Raw genomic sequence first — 17,640 nt, forward strand, 5'->3', positions numbered from 1 at the left:
GCTCATCTCGCCCTCGCTAGTTCTTGCCCGCTGTCCCACGGGAACCTGCACGGCCAGGGGCTCCACTGACAAGCATGATCCGGCGGGGCAAGGAGCACCAATGCAGTGCGCCAACGCAGTGCCGTCAGGACGGCGGCGCGGCCGGGTGCGCGAGGACGAGGGCGAGCACCGCGTCTCCCGCCCGCCACACCATCGCGCGGCGCCGCCCGCCGAGTACGGGCGGCCGCAGGCCCAGGATCACGATGCGGCGCGCGGCGGCGCCGAAGATGCCGCTCCGGTCGGCCTTGACCGCGGCTTCCTTCAGCGCCCAGGCGCCGGCCAGGACCTCGGGCCGGTCCGTACCGACGAGGGAGAGCTCCCCGGGCGAAAGGACGTGGTCGGCGACCCGGCGTACGGCGGCGGCCGAGACGGCCTCGCAGAGGTCCACTCCGACCGGCTCCGGCGCGAGGGCCGCGGCGACGTGGTGGGCGGTGTGGCTGATGGAGACGTTCAGGGCGGGCACCGGGCTGCCGCCGACGACGACGCAAGGACTGCCGTCCTCCCGCGGGAGGATCTCCACATCCGGCGCCGGAGCGCCGACGGCTTCCCCGACCAGCTGCTTGGCGAGCAGCCGGCCGGCCGCCCACTCGGCCTGCCGCCAGGCCGGCAGTGCGCGGACCACACGCTGTTCGGCCGGTGAGAGGACCGGCGCCCGGTGGAGGCCGGAGCGCCGGGCCACGATGAGGGCGGCTCCGCCCCATCGGTGGATGCGGCCCGGCGCGATCGACCGGAAGGCGGTGTCCACGGCGGCGCTGGTCACGCGGCGCGCACCGGGTCCAGGTGCCGCAGTCCGAGCTCCAGCGCGGTCACGGCGTGACGTATCTGGTCCGGCGTGTGGTCACAGGTGATGAAGAAGCGCAGCCGGGCCATTTCCTCCGGTACGGCCGGGTGGAGGATGGGGTTGACGCTGATGCCCTGCTGGAAGAGGGCCTCCGCGAGCTGCAGGGTCCTCAGCGAGTCCCCGATGATGCAGGGGACGATCGGCGTGTCGTGACTGTCCCCGATGTCGATGCCCGCCTCCCGCGCCAGGCGGACGAACAGCGCGGCGTTCTCCGCGAGACGTGCCACCCGCTGCGGCTCGGCGCGCAGCAGCCGCAGGGCGGTCAGGGACGCGGCGGTGTCGGCCGGGGTCATGCCGGCGCTGTAGACGAAGCCCGGAACGGTGTAGCGCAGGTACTCCACCACCGAGCGGGTCCCGGCGACGTAGCCGCCGCAGCTCGCCAGTGCCTTGGACAGCGTGCCCGACCACAGGTCGACGGCCGAGCTCTCGATGCCGTGGTACTCGCCGATGCCGCGCCCCGTCGCGCCGATCGTTCCGATGCTGTGCGCCTCGTCGATCATCAGCAGCGCGCCGTGCCGGCGCTTGACCTCGACGAGGGCGGGCAGGTCGGCGATGTCGCCGTCCATGCTGTACACGCCCTCGATGACGACGAGCACCCGCCGGTACTGGTGGCGGACCTGCGTGAGGATGGCGTCGAGGGCGGCCGCGTCGTTGTGGGGGAAGGGTCGCCGGGTCGCGCCGGAGAGCTTGCAGCCCTGCAGGATGCTGTCGTGGGACAGGGAGTCGTGGATGACGAGGTCCTCGGGTCCGACCAGGTGCCCGATCACGGTGACGTTGGTGGCGTGCCCGTTGGCCAGGGTGACCGCGGCCTCGCAGCCGAGCCGGTCGGCGAGTTCCGCTTCGAGTTCCAGGTGGAGCGGACGGCTGCCGGACAGCAGCCGGCTGGCGGACACCGACGTCCCGTAGCGCTCGATCGCCTCCGTGGCTGCCGCCTTCACCTGGGGGTGCGTCGCCATGCCCAGGTAGTTGTAGCTGGAGAACGAGAGGAGTTCCCGGCCGGCGACGACGGTCCTGTCCGTCATGCCGCCTTCGTGGACGAGGAAGTACGGATTGGGCAGCTCCGTCCGGGAGAGCATGTCGATCCGCTCGTGGTGGGCGGTGATCTCCGGGAAGCGGTCGATGCGCGTGTGCTCCTCGGGCAGCGGGCTGGTCGTGGCGGCGGCCGGCTCGGACGGGTCCGTGTGCGGGTCGGCGGGCGCGGGGACCACGGTCAGGTGGGCGGGCGGCGACGGCGGGGTTTCGTCACCGTGCTCGGCGCGCTCTACGGGGACGGCCGCCGGTGCGGCGCCCGCGGGGCCCCTCGCGATCAGCGCGGCGATGCGCTCGACGGTCGGCCGCTCGGCGGCCTTCTCGTCGAACCTCCACTGCGGCCACTGCCGCTTGAGGGAGACGAACAGGTCGGTCAGCATCAGCGAATCGAACCCGAGGTCGTCGATCAGCAGCTGGTCATGGCGCAGATGATCCACAGGGAACGCGCTGATCCGGGCCACGTGCGCGAGCACGGCCTCGGTGACCTCGTCGATGCTCCCGGTCGGCGCCGGCTCCTCGTCGGCCGGTGCGAGGGAAACGGGCGAGTCGGCGGGGGCCTCGGGGACTACGGGGACTACGGGGGCTACGGGGACTGCGGGGACTGCGGGGACTGCGGGGACTGCGGGGACTGCGGGAGTCTCGGCAGCAGGGGGGACGGCCGGGGAGGCGGGCGCAGGTGCTGCGGTTGTTGCGGCCGTCGGCATGGACGCTTCGGCCTGTGCGGCGGTGTTCATCGAGGTCTCCTGGAGGGGTGCGGGCCGGTGCGGGAGGGGGGAAGGGGCAGGAGCAGGGGTGTCCGTCTTCGCGGGGCGCTTGTCGGTGGTCCAGTACGACTGCGTGTCGAGCCGTGCCACCGGCAGGTCCAGCAGACGCCGGCCCGCCTCGGGGACCAGGGCCCGCGGGTCGACCGGGGCGCCCATGACCGCGAGCCGGGCGAGGGCCAGCACGAAGCTGCGCCCGCCGTCCGGCGCCGTCCCTCCGACGGGGATGACGTGCACGTCGCCGTGGCCGACGAGGTTGCGGCGGACCGAGGTGAGGAGCGAGTTGCCGCCGGTCACCTGGAGGAAGACCCGGGCCCCCTCGTCGTAGGCGGTGCGGACGGCATCGCCGAAGTGGACCGGCGTGGACGCGTGCCGGGCCCACAGGTGGCGCAGCCGCTCGGGGTCGGTGCAGACCTCCGCGTTCACGGACGAGACGAACGGCAGGACGGGGGTGCTGATGGTGCGGTCGGCGAGGTCCGCGCGTACGGGCTCCTCGGCGGAGGCCAGCCGCGGCGAGTGGAAGGAGTTGGACACCTCCAGCGTCACCGTGACGATCCCGGCCTCGGCGCAGACCTGCCGCATGGCGGCGATCCCGCCCGGCGTGCCGCTGACCACGACCTGCCGCGGCTGGTTGAAGCAGGCGAGCCACACGTCGTCGATGCCGTCCATGAGCCGGCGGCAGGTGTCCTTGTCGGTCTGTACGGCGAGCATCCCGCCCCGGAGGCCGGTTTCGGCCTGCCGGAGGGTGGCGCCCCGGTGGACCAGCAGCCGGACGGTGTCCTCGTCGGTGAGCGCTCCGGCCGCCGCGGCCGCGGCGAACTCTCCGACGCTGTGGCCGAGGGCGAGGTCGGGCGTGATGCCGCAGCCGGCGAGGAGGCGCGTGGCGGCGATCTGGACGGTGCCGAGCAGGGGCTGGCACACATCGGTGGCGGCGATCCGCTGCCTGAGCTCCTCGGCTTCGGCTTCGCCGCGGGCGGCCGCGGCCTCGCCGTACAGCAGATCGGTGAGGTCGAAGCCGGTGTCCCGGCGGGCCACGGCGCTCAGCAGGCCGACGGTCGCCCGGAAGCCGGCGAACCTCTCGTGGAGGTCCTGCATCATGCCCGGCCGCTGGCTGCCCTGACCGGGGAAGACGAAGGCGATGCGGCGCTGCGCGGGCGGCAGGGGAGCGTCGGCGGCGAAGGCGCCGTCGCCGAGGTCGCCCCTGGCGCCGTCTTCGAGCTGCTGCCGGGCCTGGCGCAGCCGCCGGGTGAACTCCTCCGTGTCGGAGGCGACGATCGCGAGGCGGGTCGTCAGCGGCTCCCGCGAGCCCAGGGTGTGGGCCAGGGCCGCGATCGGCACGCCGGGCGCGCTCTCCACCGCGTCGAGTACGTCGCCGATGTGCCGGTCCAGCAGCTCGGGGTTGCCGGCCGAGAGCAGGACGAGCTGCGGTCCGGTGGCTTCGGTGCCTTCCGTTCCGTCGGTGCCGACGCTGCCTCCGGCGCGTGCCGCGAGGTGGCAGAGGGGCACCGCGGGCGCCTCCTCCAGGACCACGTGCACGTTGGTGCCGCCGAAACCGAACGAGCTGACGGCGGCACGCCGCGGGGCGCCCGGGCTCGGCCAGGGGCGCGCGGTGTCGGCGAAGCGCAGGCCCGCGGCGGAGATGCCCAGGTCCGGATGGGGGGTGGTCTGCGGCTGCGGCACGATCGTGCGGTGGTGGACGACCAGCGCCGTCTTGATCAGCCCCGCGATGCCCGCCGCGGACAGGGAGTGCCCGATGAGGGCCTTGCCCGAGGAGAGGTAGCACAGAGCGGGGTCGTCGTCGGGGTACTCGGTGCGCAGCCGGCGCAGCGCCTCCACCTCGGAACGGTCGCCGGCGGCGGTCCCGGTGCCGTGGGCCTCGAGGAAGCCCACGGAGGAGGGGGCGACCTCCGCGTCGTCGTAGGCCCGGCGCATGGCGCGCAGCTGGCCCTCGGGGGTGGGGGCCATCGGGGCGGGAGACGCGCCGTCGTTGGCCGAGCCGATGCCCTTGATCACCGCGTAGACGCGGTCGCCGTCGGCCAGCGCGTCGGCCAGCGGCCGGACGATCACGGCGCCTGCGCCCTCGCCGAGGACGAAGCCGTCGGCCTCCTCGTCGAACGGGCGGCACACCCCGGCGCGGGAGAGCGCGCGGACCTTGGAGAAGCCGACCAGGCTGTCGGGGGTGAGGTTGAGGTACACGCCGCCGACGACGGCGATCCGGCAGTTGCCTTGGCGCAGCTGGGCGATCGCCTGGTCGAGGGCGACCAGCGAGCTGGAGCAGGCGGCGTCGACGGCCAAGCTGGGGCCGCCGAGGTCGAACTGCCGGCTGACCGTGCCGGCCGCCATGTTGAGGAGGCTTCCCGGCAGGGTGAAGGCGTGGATGACGCCGAGCTGTTCCGCCTGCTCCCTGGCGGCGTCGAGGCCGCCGCTGCCGTCCGCCGCCTGCAACTCCTCGGCCAGGGTGATGGCCCGCAGGGGCGTCGCCATGAGGTCCTTGTAGTCGGACACCGATATTCCGAAGAAGACCCCGGTGTTCTCCCGGTCGAAGTCGCGGCGGCCGAGCCCCGCGTCGTCGAGGGCCTCGCGGGCGACGTCGAGCATCAGCCGGTGCTGCGGGTCCATGGCCCGGGCGCGGGCCGGCGGCACCCCGTAGTGCAGGGCGTCGAAGCGGTCCACGTCGTCCAGGAAGGCGACCTGGTCGGTGTAGGCGGCGTTGCGGGCCTTCGGGTCGCCGGGCTCGTGGAAGATCTCGTGGTTCCAGCGTTCCGCCGGGACGGCGGAGAACTGTCGTTCGCCGCTCATCAGGAGCTTCCAGTAGGCGCGGATGTCGGGGGCGCCGGGGAAGCGGCAGCCGAGTCCGGTGATGGCGATGTCGGTCATGAGGGTTCTTCCTTGCGGTAGCGCCCTGGGCTGAAGGCGACCGGGGCGGGGATGGGGGATGGGGTGTGCGCCGTGGGGGTCAGCGGCGCGCGTGGGTGTGGGAGTGGGTACGGACGGTGGTGCGGACGGGGATGCGGCCCGGCGGGCACCGGCCCGGTGGGTGCCTTCCGGCCGTGACCGGGGGCGGGCTCGGCGCCGTGCGCGACACCTTGCGCCTCAGCAGCCGCGGCGCCCACCAGTTCAGGTCGCCCGCCAGGCGCATGAGCGCCGGTACGAGGACGCCCCGTACGAGCGTGGCGTCGAGGAGGACGCCGAGGCCGGCGCCGATCCCGAAGAACTGCAGGAGGGAGACCTGGGAGGTGCCGAAGCTCAGGAGGGTGAAGGCGAGCAGGGCTCCGGCGGTCGTGACGATGCCGCCGGTGTGGGCGATGCCCGAGACGATCGAGGCGGCGTTGTCCTGCCCCTCCTCGTGCGCCTCCTTGATGCGCGCGAGGACGAACACCTCGTAGTCCACCGAGAGTCCGAAGACGATGCAGAACAGCAGCACCGGCATGGTCGTGCTGAGCGGTCCGGGCGTGAAACCGAGCAGGTGCTGCAGATGGCCCGTCTGGAAGATCCAGACCATGGCGCCCAGGACGGCCGCGAGGCTCAGGGCGTTCAGCGCGATGGCCTTCAGCGGCAGGAGCAGGCTCCGGGTGAAGCCGAACAGCAGGAGGAACGTGGTGAGGGTGATCACGGAGAGCGCCAGCGGAAGCCGGTCGCCCACCGTGGCCTTGGCGTCGACCAGTACCGCGCTCGGCCCGCCGACGAGGACCTCGGTGCCCGCCGGGGCGGGCGTCGCGCGGACGTCGTGCACGAGCTGCTGGGCGGCGCGCGCCTGGGGGTCGACCAGCGGGACCACGGACAGCAGGCCCGGGCGGTCGCCGAGGGGCTTGGCCATGGAACCGGCGGAGCCGGGGGTCCCCGTCTCCTCGCCGTGCCGGAAGCTGCCCTCGGGCCCGACGACCTGGGCGACCTGCGGGAGCGTGGACAGCCGGCGGGCGTAGTCCTCCTGCGCCGGCGCGGAGGCCGTACCGGTGATGACGACCGTGAGCGCACTGGCGCCCTTCATGTCGAACGCGCCGCGCACCAGGTCCCCGGTCTGCCGGCTGGACGCGCTCACCGGCAGCGCCCGGTCGTCGGGGGTTGCGAAACCGGCGTGCGCGAACGGCGCGGCGAGCACCACCAGCAAGCCGATCACCGGCAGCGCCGCGATCAGCGGGCGGCGTACGACGATCCGCGCCAGCCCCTCCCAGAAGCGCGACCGGGAGTCCTGCCGGACCCGGCGGCGCCACGGCACGGGCCAGGCGTCGACGCGCTTGCCGAGCAGCGCGAGCAGGGCCGGCAGCACGGTCACGGCGCTCACCGCCGCGATCGCCACCACGGCGATGCCCGCGTAGGCGAAGGAGCGCAGGAAGTACGGCGGGAACACCAGCAGCGTCGCGAGCGCGGCGGAGACCGTCGCGGCACTGAACGCGATCGTGTGGCCCGCGGTGCGCACGGTCCGTATGGCGGCGTTGCGCGGCCGGTAGCCGTTGGCGAGCTCCTCGCGGAACCGCGAGACGATCAGCAGCCCGTAGTCGATGCCCAGCCCCAGGCCGAGCGCCGTGGTGAGGTTCAGCGCGAACACGGAGACGTCGGTGACGGCGCCGAGAGCGCTCAGGACCAGCATCGTCCCGGCGATGGCCAGGACCCCGATCAGCAGGGGCAGCGCGGCGGCCACCACGCTGCCGAAGACGAGGACGAGCAGGATCAGGGTGCCCGGCAGGACCACGGACTCGGCCCGCTTCAGGTCGGACTCGGAGAGGTCCTGGAGCTGGGCGTCGACGAGCGCCGTTCCTCCGACGTGCACGGTCAGGGCCGGCGTGGAGGCCGCCGGGCCGGTGAGCTCCTTGCTCAGCCGCTTGACCCGGGACGCGAGCTGTTCGCCTTCGCCGTCCACGTGCGCGACCAGCATGGCCGCGTGGCCGTCCCGGCTGCGCAGCTCCGCCGGCTTGCCGGTCCAGTACGAGGTCACGGCGCTCACCTGCGGCCGGCCGCCGAGGAACCTGGTCAGGCTCTCGCCCGCGCTGCGGGCCGCCGGGTCGTCGACGGAACCGCTGCGGGCCTCCGCGACGACGACCAGGTTGGGGGACGCCCCCAGCCGCTCGGCGGCGATGTGGGCGGCACGGCTGGACTCGGATCGCGGGTCGTCGTACCCCTGCGTCTTGAGCCGGCCGGTCGCTTCCGCACCGAACACGGCGGACAGCACGAGGAACACCAGCGCGGCGAGCAGTACGAGTCGGGGACGACGGGTCACGAAGACCCCTGCACGACGGGACATGGATGCCTCTGCTCCGGACGGTGGGTCGCTCCTGCTCTTGCGCAGGGCGGTGGATTTCCACCGTGCCCGGAGGAGGGCCGGGTCCGTAGCCCCTGCTGTTCGTTACTTGACAGCGGCCGATGAACCGGCCTGTGGGCCCTGACCAGGGGTGATACGGCCTCGGAGTCGGACGTGCGGGTCCGGGAGCTTGCCGGAGAGGAGTGAACCGGCTCAGAAGTGGTACACGCAGGAGGTCCGAGCTTGGTGCAGGACAAGGAGGCACTCATGATTGTCCTCGGCGTGATTCTGCTGATCCTCGGCTTCGTCTTCGGGATATCGATCCTGTGGACGATCGGCCTGATCCTCCTCTTGGTGGGCGTCGTGCTGTGGGTGCTCGGCGCGGTGGGGCACGCGGTCGGAGGCCGAAACCACTACTGGTGACCGAGCCGCAGCATCGAGTCGGACCCGCCGGTGCAACGCGGCGGGTCCGATTCCGGGGTTTCAACCGCCGGGCGGCGAGCACGCGCCAGGGGGTGGGCGACCCCCCGATCGAGGAGGCGAATGGCATGACAGGCGCGCGAGAGGACCAGGACGTCGTCGCGGCGATCCTCAAGGACCACCGCACCATGGAAGAGCTGTTCCGCCGGATGCGGAGCGTCGAGGCCGACCGCGCGGCGGCGCTGGAGAAGTTCTCGGCGCTGCTCATCGCGCACGGCGAGGCGGAGGAGGCCGAGGTCTACGGCGCGCTCAAGCGCTTCAAGGACGTCGACAACGAAGAGGTGGAGCACGGCGAGGAAGAGCACGCCGAGGGCAACAAGGCCCTGCTGGCGCTGCTCGAGGTGGACGACGTCGGCTCCGACGAGTGGGACACGCGGCTGGAGGCCCTGGTCAAGGCGGTGTCACACCATCTGGACGAGGAAGAGCGGACCATCCTCAACGGCGCCAGGGAGAACGTCCCCGACGAGCGCAGGGCCGAGCTGGGCGGCGCCTTCCTGAAGGAGCGCGAGAGGCAGCTCGCCTCGGACTGCGGGAGCATCGAGAACGTGCGCAGCCTCGTGGGCGCCCCCCGGGGCGCGAAATGAGCGGGCACGACCGCATCGCTGTCCGGGCACCTGCGAGGAGGGCTCGATGGACGTACTGACCATGGGCGTGGAAGAGGAGTACCAGCTCGTCGACCGCCTCGGCAGGACCCCGGTGAACCGGGCACCCGAGGTGATCCGTGCGCTGGTGGGCCGGCTGGGCGACCAGGTCCAGGCCGAGTTCTACAACGCCCAGGTGGAGATCTGTACCCGGCCCACCGCGGACCGCGAGGACCTGCGCGACCAGCTGGTGCGGCTGAGGTGCGCGGTGGCGGCGGCCGCCCGCGGGGCCGACTGCGTACCGGTGGCCTCCGGCACTCCGGTGATGCTCCCGGCGGAGCCGCTGACGGTGACCGACAGCGACCGCTACCGCCGGATGGCGAGCCGGTACGCCGCGCTCGTGAGCCCGTACCGCCTCGTCTGCGGCTGCCACGTGCACGTCGGCACCCTCGACCGGGGGAGGGCCCTGGCGCTGGGGAACCACATGCGGCCGTGGCTGCCGGTGCTCCAGTCGATCACCGTGAACTCGCCCTTCGTGTGCGGCCGCGACACCGGCCTGGCCAGCTGGCGCTCGGTCGCCCACTCGTGCTGGCCGACGGTGGGTCCGCCTCCCGTGCTCGACGAGGCGCAGTACCTCGCCCACGTCGACGGCCTGGTCAGCTCCGGGGTGCTGCTCGACCGCCGGATGGTGTACTGGCACGCCCGCCCCTCGGAGCACGTGCCGACGCTGGAGATCCGGATCGCGGACGCCAACGCCGACCTCGACACCGTCGTCCTGACGGCCCTCCTCGTACGGGGCCTCGCCGGCACCCTCCTGGCCGCGGTCGACGCGCATCTGCCGCCGCCCGAGCCGGCGGAGCACGTGTTGCGCAGCGCCCACCGGCTGGCCGCGGCGTACGGCATCGACGGTCCGGGTCTGGACCCGTCGAGCGGCCGGGTGGAGGAGGCGGCCCTCCTCGTCGAACGGCTGCTGGAACGGGCGGCCCCGGGGCTGGCGGCGGCCGGCGACCTGGGCGCCGCGGTGGCCCTGTGGGACGGGCTGCGCAGGCGGGGCACCGGGGCGCGACGGCAGCGGGAGGTCCACGCGGCCACGGGCAGCCTGGCCGCCGTGGTCGACAGCCTGAACGTGGCCACGGCCGGGATGGCCGTACAGGCCGCTTGACGGAAGCAGGGGCCCCCGCATTGCGTGAGTGGCATGCTCAACATATGAAGGTCGACCCCGTTCTTCCGGATGCGGGTGACGGCGCGGCACGCGAGGTGCTGGCGCTGGCCAGGGTCGTGGCCCGGCTGCGTGCCGAGGTCGCGGACCTGGAGGGCGCTGCCTCCACGACGGCCGTCGTGGAGCGGGCCAAGGGCGTCGTGATGGCCCAGGCGGGCACATCGGCGGACGCCGCGTACGAGCTGCTGGTGGAGCGTGCCGCGCGGTATCGGCGGACCCTGCTGGAGGAGTGCTGGATCGCCGTGGGCCGGACCCGCGTGGCGCCGCGGGCCGCGGCGACCGCGCCCGCCGCGCCCGCCGCGCCGCCGGAGCCGGACCTGTCGGCCCTCAGTACCGGCCGCTACGTCCCCGGTGACGGATGGCAGACCGGGCACCGGCCGCTGCTGGCCCGGCTGGCCCAGGGGCTGGCCGACACGCGGAACGCGGAGGACGTCGCGGAACTCCTCCGGACGGTGCTGAACGACGCGCTGTCCGTGGACGCGGTGATGATCTACAAGCTGGGGGCTGCCGGAAGCCTGAAGCTGGTCGGGCGCGCCGGTGTGGGCGAGGCGCTGGCCGAGCAGTGGAGCCACATCCCCCCGCTCAGCGGCGTCGCCGCGCTGGAGGCCATCGAGGACCAGGCGCCGGTGTGGCTGGAGGATCCGGAGCAGGACGCCGAGCGGTACCTGCTGATCGGGGATCCACCCGAGCGGTGGCCCTCGCGCGCGTGGCTGCCCGTACCCGGCCATCGGCCGATGACGGCGGTCGTGGGGCTCTTCCGCACCCTGCCCGGTCCCTTCGACACCCGGACCCGGACCCTGCTCCGGCGGGCCGTCCGGCTGTGCGGAGGACCGCTCCGGGAAGACCGGGGCCCCCACGGGCTGGACCCGCTCCACGAGGACGTCGACGCCATCCAGACGGTCTTCGACGCCCTGTCCGGGCCGGCGGTCCTGCTCACCCCGCTGCGCGCCGACGAGGGGGAAGTGGAGGACTACCGGATCGACGCGGCGACCCCGCAGTCGGTCGACGTGGCCGGGCGACGCGGCAAGGAGCTGATCGGCCGGCGGATCCTGGAGACCTATCCCACGGTGGCCGGCACCGCCCTGTGGGAGGGGTACCTGGACACGCTGGCCACGGGAACGGTCTACGAGGGCGAGCCCTTCACCTACGAGGAGGTGACCGCCGGAGTCCAGCAGCTGTCGGTGTACTCGGTCCGGGCGTCCAGGCTGGGCGAGCGCCTGGTGGTGTCCTGGATCCGCCACGACACCAGCGAACGCGAGTCGCGCAGGCTGACCGACATGCAGCGGCTGGGGAACCTCGGCTGGGCGGGCTGGAACCTGGCCACGGACACCATCGCCTGGTCCGACCAGGTCTACGCCGTCTTCGACCGCGACCCCGCCCTGGGGCCCATACGGCTGGAGGAACTGCCCCGGCACCTGGTGGCGGACGACCTGCCGAAGCTGGGCGCGGCCGTCCGGCGGCTGCTGAGCGACGGCGAGGCCGTCGACCAGCCCTTCCGCATCAACACCGCGCACGGCGTGCGGCACCTGCGGTTCGTCGCGGAGGCGCAGCGGGACGCGGACGGCACGCCCGTGGAGGTCCACGGCTTCTTCCAGGACCTCAGCGCGCAGCGGGACGCCGAACTCGCCCTGTTCGAGAGCGAGCGCGCCAACCTCGTCCAGCGCGGCATGCTGAAGGCCGAACGCGCGCTCGGCGCCCGGCTCCAGGACACCCTGCTCCCGATCCCCGAACAGTCGCTGGAACTCGCGGGCCTGCGCGTCGACGTCGCCTACATTCCCGCCGACAGCGGACTGAACGTCGGAGGAGATTGGTACTCCGCGATCGAACTGCCGGACAAGAGCGCACTGTTCGTCGTCGGAGACGTCGCCGGCCACGGTCTGGCGGCCGTGGGCACCATGGCCCAGCTCCGGTTCACCACCAAGGGCATGACCGTCACCGGCTCGGCCCTCCCCGACGTGCTCGGCAGGCTCAACACCCTGCTGCTCCACACCGCTTCGGATCCCGACGGCGCCACCGCCACCATGGCCATGGGCCGCTACCAGCCCTGGGACCACCGCCTGACCTGGGTGCGGGCCGGGCACCTGCCGCCCCTGCTGATCCGCGGCGGCGAGGCACGCTTCCTGCCCCAGCCCGAGGGCAACCTCCTCGGCGCGGACTTCGATTCCGTCTACGGGCAGGCCACGCTCGACCTGCTGCCCGGAGACCACCTGCTGCTCTACACCGACGGCCTCGTGGAGGAGCCGGACGAGGACATCGAACGGGGGCTCGCCGGGCTCGCCGACACGGCCCTGCGGCTCCTGCGCGAGGGCCGCAACGAAATGCTCGCCCGTACGCTGGCCGCCTTGCGGCCCAGGAACCGGGACGACATCTGCGTCCTGGACATCCACGTTCCGGACGAGCCCTGATCTTCCCGGCGTGAAGTTACCGGGAGGTAGTCAAGGGGCGTACCGGAACGGTAGCGTCGGCGGCCTAGAGGGGAGCGCCATGCCGCGTACGTTCACCGTGTCCGACAGCATCGTCGTCCACGCCCGTCCCGCCGATGTCTACCGGCACGTCTCCGATCCCGCCCGGATGGGCGAGTGGAGCCCGGAGAACCTCGGAGCCACCGTCCACGGGGGCGCCGCCGAGACCCGCGTCGGGACGGTGTTCGACGGCCGCAACAAGCGCGGGGCCTTCCGCTGGACCACGCGGTGCACGGTGACCGCGGTCGAGCAGGACCGGCTGTTCCGGTTCCGGGTGCACGCCATCGGGATCCGGCGTCCGCGGGTGCCCGGCTCCATCGCCACCTGGGAGTACCGGTTCGAGCCGGTCCCGGAGGGCACCCGGGTGACCGAGACGTGGACCGACGACCGGCGCTCGTGGCCGGACTTCGCGGCGCACGCCTTCGACCGGATCGCAACGAGGGGCCACACCTTCGCGGATTTCCAGCGGATGAATATCCGCACAACCCTGCGCAACCTGAAGAAGGTCCTGGAGCCGGCGTCCGACACCGCATGAGCCCGGACCGTCGGCCCGTCTCACCATGCGCAATGCCGGTTGGGGGCGCGCGTGAATGCGGCGCATTTCCTCACGTGCGCCGGTGCGCGCCCGGCCGTCCGAACTCACGCCGAGGCCACGCCGGTTCAGCAGAAACCTGGCAGATGTCCGAGAACTCCCCCCGCCGCAGGGCTTGTTCGACAAACGGCCCAACTCGGCTCCTCCGACCGCCTCGTGGCCGGAAGAGGGCGTTCGTCCCCGCGCTGTAGCGGGGTCGAGTTGGAGCAATTTGGACCAGAAATGCATATTTTGACGATCAGTCAAGTGTTCGTGCCGGTGATACGATCATCGCGCTTAGCAGTGGCGGATGGGCGCAAGACGACATCTCCGGCCATGGGGGACATCCGGGCGGTTACCCCGGTACGGACGGTCCGCCGGTCCGCCCGCATTTGACGGAATGCGGCAGCTGGTCGTCAGTCGCCTGAAGAGAGTCTTATGACGTACTACATACAGAACCCAGTGCTCTGGGTCCTCCTTGTCGCCGTCGTCGGCGCAGTCGCCGTCATTGTCCGCCAACGCAAGGCGTCGCGGACTTTACAGCGGGAGATCCAAGGACTCAGGAGCCATTACTCCGAGCTGGAGAATAGCTACGCGAAGTCTGTAGAGGCAGAGAAGGAACAGGCTCAGGACGCGACGAAATCGGTCCTCAAGTCCGCGATGCGTACGCTCCAGGGCCTCGCCGCCGAACAGCAGTTGATCATCTCCGGACTCCAGACCAAGTACGGGGAGTCGGTCATTCTCCAGGACCTCCTGGAGATCGACCACACGAATTCGCAGTTCGGGCGGCGCGCACAGTCCATCGCCGTGCTGTGCGACGGCTGGCTGGGCCGGCAGCGCGAGGTCGCGTCGGTCTACGACGTGGTCCGCAGTGCGCAGGGCAGGATCCGTCATTTCCGGCGGGTGGAGATCCTTTCGCAGGTCGACTTCGGCATCACCAGCCGAGCGGTCGAACCGGTGGCGCTCGCCCTCGCCGAACTCCTCGACAACGCCACCAGCTATTCCAGCCCGGACACCGTGGTCGAGATCAACATTCGTACCGTGCCCAAGGGCATCTGCATCGTCGTCGACGATGCCGGTGTCGGCATGAACGAAGAGGAGCGGGCCAGGGCCGGGAAGCTCCTGTCGAGCGAGCGGGTCTCCGGCGTTTCCGGACTCGGCAGCCCGCCGCAGTTCGGCTTCGCCGTGACCGGCGTGCTCTGCGAGCGCTTCGGCTTCGAAGCGTCCGTGGACTCCGACTCGCCGTACGGAGGTGTCCGCGCGGTACTCCTCCTGCCGCACGCGCTGCTCACCGGCATGCCGGAGAGGAAGGCGCCGGCGCCGGCCGCCCCCGTGGCCTCCGCCGCTCCCGTGGCGCCCGCGGTCTTCGCGACCTCCGCGATGGACCCGTACGGCCCCGAGGCCGCGGTGACCGCCGCCGCGACCGTCGACGGTCTGCCGAGGCGCCGGCGCAAGCGGCCGATGGCCATCGTGCCCGGCAACACGCCGCCCGTGCCCACGCCGACCCGCTCCGGCGAGGAAGCCGCGGCGATCATGGGGGCCTTCCAGCGAGGCACGCAGTTCGGACGGGCCACGCGCTCGGACGCGGCGGATCAGTCGAGCAGCACACGTGATGCACGTGATGCGAGCAGTGAAGGGCATGAGGTCTCGTGAACGACGATCTGTCATGGATGCTTGACAGCGCCTTGGAGATTCCCGGGGCGCTGCACGCGGTCCTCATCTCCGCCGACGGCCTGCTGATGGCGCGGACGAAGGACTTCGACCGGGACAACGCGGACACCGTCGCCGCCGCGATGAGCGGCGTGCAGTCGCTCAGCCGCTCCCTCGGGTTCTTCGTCGAGGGAGGCCACCAGCAGTGGCGGCAGACGCTGGTCGAGTTCGACGGTGGCTGGGTCTTCCTGATCTCCGCGGGGGAGGGTGCGTACCTGGGCGTCTCGGCCTCACCGGACGTCGACATGCAGGACATCACCTTCCGGATGCAGCAGCTCGTGAACCAGCTGGGCAAGGTCCTGATGACGCCGCCGCGTGAGAACCTCGGCGTCCGGTCATGACGGGCTTCGGAGATCCGGTGCCCGAGGCGGCGGATTTAGTCCGCCCCTACGTCATCACCAAGGGGCGCGGGCTGCCCGCCGAGGAGCAGCTGTCGCTGATCACCCTGGTGACCGCGGCGGCCGACCACCAGCAGCGTCCGACCAGGCTCTCTCCCGAGGAGCAGAGCCTGCTGGACCTGTGCAGCGTCGGCTACCTCTCCGTCGCCGAGATCGCGGGGCACACACGGCTGCCCATGGGCGTCGTGAAGATCCTCCTCTCCGCCCTCACCGAGGGTGGCTACCTCATCACCCGGCCTCCCGTACAGCGTGCCCCGCTGGCGGACACACACATCCTTGAGGAGGTGCTGAATGCACTCCGCACCAAGTTTGGATGAGCAGGCGTACGTACGCGGCGGGGCGACGAAGACCGCGGTGAAGATCCTCGTCGTCGGTCACTTCGCGGTGGGCAAGACCACCTTCATCGGTGCGATCTCGGAGATCCCTCCGCTGTCCACCGAAGAGACGATGACGCGCGCCGGCGAGACGTTCGACGACCTCGGGGGAGTCCGGGGCAAGACCACCACCACGGTGGCCATGGACTTCGGCCGACTGACCGTCAGCGACCGGGTCGTGCTGTACCTGTTCGGCACGCCCGGACAGCAGCGCTTCGTCCAGATGTGGGAGGACATGGCGCGCGGCGCGCTCGGCGCGCTGGTGCTGGTCGACCCCGAGCGGCTGGCCGACTCCTTCGCCGTGATCGACCTGATCGAGCAGTACGGCCTCGACTACGCGATCGCCATCAACCGCTTCGACGGCACACCGGACCGCGAGGTACGGGCGCTGCGCGAGGCGCTGGACCTGCTCGACGACACCCCGGTCGTCACCTGCGACGCGCGGGACGAGAAGTCGTCCGCCGACGCATTGATCACACTCGTCCGGCACTTGCTGGACCGCGCTCGCTAGGAGCAGACATGGACACCCAACCCACGGCCCCCGTGCCCCCGCCCGGGTGCCCGGCCCACCATGCCGGTGCCCGGGTGCCCCTGCACGGGCCGGAGTTCGCCGCCGATCCGCAGGCGTACTACTCGTACCTGCGCCACTTCGGCCCGACCGCGCCCGTGGAGCTCGCCCCGGGGGTGGAGGCCACCCTCGTCACCGACTACGGGATGGCGCTCCAACTGCTGCAGGACTCCGGCTCCTTCCGCAAGGACGCCCGCCGCTGGCGGGACCTCGCCGAAGGCCGGATCAGCCCGGACAACCCGGTCGTGCCCGTACTGGCCTACCGGCCCAACTGCATGTTCAGCGACGGCGCCGAACACCTGCGGCTGCGCCAGGCCGTGACGGACAGCATGGCCCGCGTCGACTCGCGCCGGCTGAGCCGGAGCACCGAGCAGGTCTCCGAGTACCTCATCTCCCAGTTCGGCTCCCGCGGCTCCGCCGACCTGCTCGGCGACTACGCCAAGCAGCTGCCGCTGTTCGTGTTCAACGAACTCTTCGGCTGCCCCGCCGACATCGGCGACCGCGTGGTGTTCGGCATCACCGGCATGTTCGACGGCGTCAACGCCGACAAGGCGGTCGAGGTGCTGTTCGGGGCCGTCGGCGAACTGGTGGCGCTCAAGCGGGCCACACCGGGCGACGACGTCACCTCGTGGCTGATGCAGCATCAGGCGCGGCTGACCGACGAGGAGATGGTCCACCAGCTGGCCCTCCTGCTGATCGCGGGCAACGAACCGCTGCGCAATCTCATCGGCAACACCCTGCACCGGCTGCTCACCCACGACGAGTACGCCCACAAGGGCGGCCTGATCGACGAGGCCATCGACGACACGCTGTGGGAAAACCCGCCCATGCAGAACCTCGCGCCGCACTATCCGGCGTCCGACATGGAGTTCGCGGGGGAGAAGCTGCAGGCGGGCGACCTGGTGCTGGTCAGTTTCGCGGCGGCCAACACCGGGCCGGCGCTGAGCGCCGCACGCCAGTCCGGCAGCAACCGGGCCCACCTGGCGTGGAGTGCGGGACCGCACGCCTGCCCGTCCAAGGAGCCGGCCCGGCAGATCACCGTGACCGCCATCGAGAACCTGCTCAACCGGCTTCCCGATGTCGAACTCGCGGTGCCCGAGGACAGCCTCGTCTGGCGCCCCGGCCCCTTCAACCGGGGCCTCGCCACGCTGCCCGCCCGGTTCACGCCGGTCGGTACCGCACACCGTGGCGTCCCGCAGGCACGCCCGGAGACGCCCGCGTCCCCCGACCAGGCGCAGGCGGACTCCAAGCGCGAACGCGCCGGAAAATGGAGCCAGTTCCTCAACTGGCTCACAAGGTGACCCACGCAACACGGGTCGGCTGCCCCGCCATCGCATGAAAGATCATCCTCGGGGGTAGTGAGCAACGCGT

Annotated in this window: 13 protein-coding genes; 10 read left to right on the forward strand and 3 right to left on the reverse strand. The window is 71.9% G+C overall.

Annotated features, from left to right (window positions below):
• Positions 1-124: 124 nt before the first annotated feature.
• The 3 genes from ACFWBN_RS13045 to ACFWBN_RS13055 all read right to left on the reverse strand — a co-directional run bounded on the left by ACFWBN_RS13045 (position 125) and on the right by ACFWBN_RS13055 (position 7,885).
• A complete protein-coding gene (locus tag ACFWBN_RS13045; protein ID WP_385175202.1) occupies positions 125-799 on the reverse strand; it encodes a 4'-phosphopantetheinyl transferase family protein in 675 nt (224 codons plus the stop codon).
• Positions 796-5,547 (reverse strand): type I polyketide synthase, encoded by a 4,752-nt coding sequence (locus ACFWBN_RS13050; RefSeq protein WP_385175205.1) that lies wholly within the window; start codon positions 5,545-5,547, stop codon positions 796-798. Before ACFWBN_RS13050 ends, ACFWBN_RS13045 begins: the two co-directional genes overlap by 4 nt.
• A gap of 79 nt (positions 5,548-5,626) precedes the next feature.
• Positions 5,627-7,885, reverse strand: a complete 2,259-nt coding sequence (locus ACFWBN_RS13055; RefSeq protein WP_385175208.1) for an MMPL family transporter — start codon at positions 7,883-7,885, stop codon at positions 5,627-5,629.
• 288 nt (positions 7,886-8,173) lie between these two features.
• Between ACFWBN_RS13055 and ACFWBN_RS13060 the strand changes: the two genes are divergently transcribed.
• The 10 genes from ACFWBN_RS13060 to ACFWBN_RS13105 all read left to right on the forward strand — a co-directional run bounded on the left by ACFWBN_RS13060 (position 8,174) and on the right by ACFWBN_RS13105 (position 17,570).
• Positions 8,174-8,329: a DUF6131 family protein gene (locus tag ACFWBN_RS13060; protein ID WP_385175211.1), complete on the forward strand. Its 156-nt coding sequence runs from the start codon at positions 8,174-8,176 to the stop codon at positions 8,327-8,329.
• A 125-nt stretch (positions 8,330-8,454) separates the two neighbouring features.
• Positions 8,455-8,970 carry a hemerythrin domain-containing protein gene (locus ACFWBN_RS13065; protein ID WP_385175214.1) on the forward strand — a complete coding sequence of 172 codons (516 nt, stop codon included), beginning with the start codon at positions 8,455-8,457 and terminating at the stop codon, positions 8,968-8,970.
• A gap of 46 nt (positions 8,971-9,016) precedes the next feature.
• Positions 9,017-10,129: a YbdK family carboxylate-amine ligase gene (locus tag ACFWBN_RS13070; RefSeq protein WP_385175218.1), complete on the forward strand. Its 1,113-nt coding sequence runs from the start codon at positions 9,017-9,019 to the stop codon at positions 10,127-10,129.
• A 44-nt stretch (positions 10,130-10,173) separates the two neighbouring features.
• Positions 10,174-12,591: a SpoIIE family protein phosphatase gene (locus ACFWBN_RS13075; protein ID WP_385175221.1), complete on the forward strand. Its 2,418-nt coding sequence runs from the start codon at positions 10,174-10,176 to the stop codon at positions 12,589-12,591.
• 79 nt (positions 12,592-12,670) lie between these two features.
• Complete coding sequence (locus ACFWBN_RS13080; protein ID WP_385175224.1) at positions 12,671-13,183, forward strand: SRPBCC family protein; 513 nt, start codon at positions 12,671-12,673, stop codon at positions 13,181-13,183.
• A gap of 474 nt (positions 13,184-13,657) precedes the next feature.
• On the forward strand, positions 13,658-14,872 hold the full coding sequence (locus tag ACFWBN_RS13085; protein WP_385175227.1) for an ATP-binding protein: 1,215 nt from the start codon (positions 13,658-13,660) through the stop codon (positions 14,870-14,872).
• Positions 14,869-15,270, forward strand: a complete 402-nt coding sequence (locus tag ACFWBN_RS13090) for a roadblock/LC7 domain-containing protein (protein WP_385175230.1) — start codon at positions 14,869-14,871, stop codon at positions 15,268-15,270. The genes ACFWBN_RS13085 and ACFWBN_RS13090 overlap by 4 nt, the downstream gene beginning before the upstream one ends.
• On the forward strand, positions 15,267-15,644 hold the full coding sequence (locus ACFWBN_RS13095) for a DUF742 domain-containing protein (protein ID WP_385175233.1): 378 nt from the start codon (positions 15,267-15,269) through the stop codon (positions 15,642-15,644). The genes ACFWBN_RS13090 and ACFWBN_RS13095 overlap by 4 nt, the downstream gene beginning before the upstream one ends.
• Entirely contained in the window at positions 15,619-16,212 is a 594-nt protein-coding gene (locus ACFWBN_RS13100; protein ID WP_385175236.1) for an ATP/GTP-binding protein, read from the forward strand. Before ACFWBN_RS13095 ends, ACFWBN_RS13100 begins: the two co-directional genes overlap by 26 nt.
• An 8-nt stretch (positions 16,213-16,220) precedes the next feature.
• The gene (locus tag ACFWBN_RS13105; protein WP_385175239.1) at positions 16,221-17,570 is read left to right on the forward strand and encodes a cytochrome P450; all 1,350 of its coding nucleotides are present in this window, start codon (positions 16,221-16,223) and stop codon (positions 17,568-17,570) included.
• Positions 17,571-17,640 lie beyond the last annotated feature (70 nt).

It is taken from the genome of Streptomyces sp. NPDC059989 (assembly GCF_042736975.1).
In the GTDB taxonomy this organism is placed as follows: Bacteria; Actinomycetota; Actinomycetes; order Streptomycetales; family Streptomycetaceae; genus Streptomyces.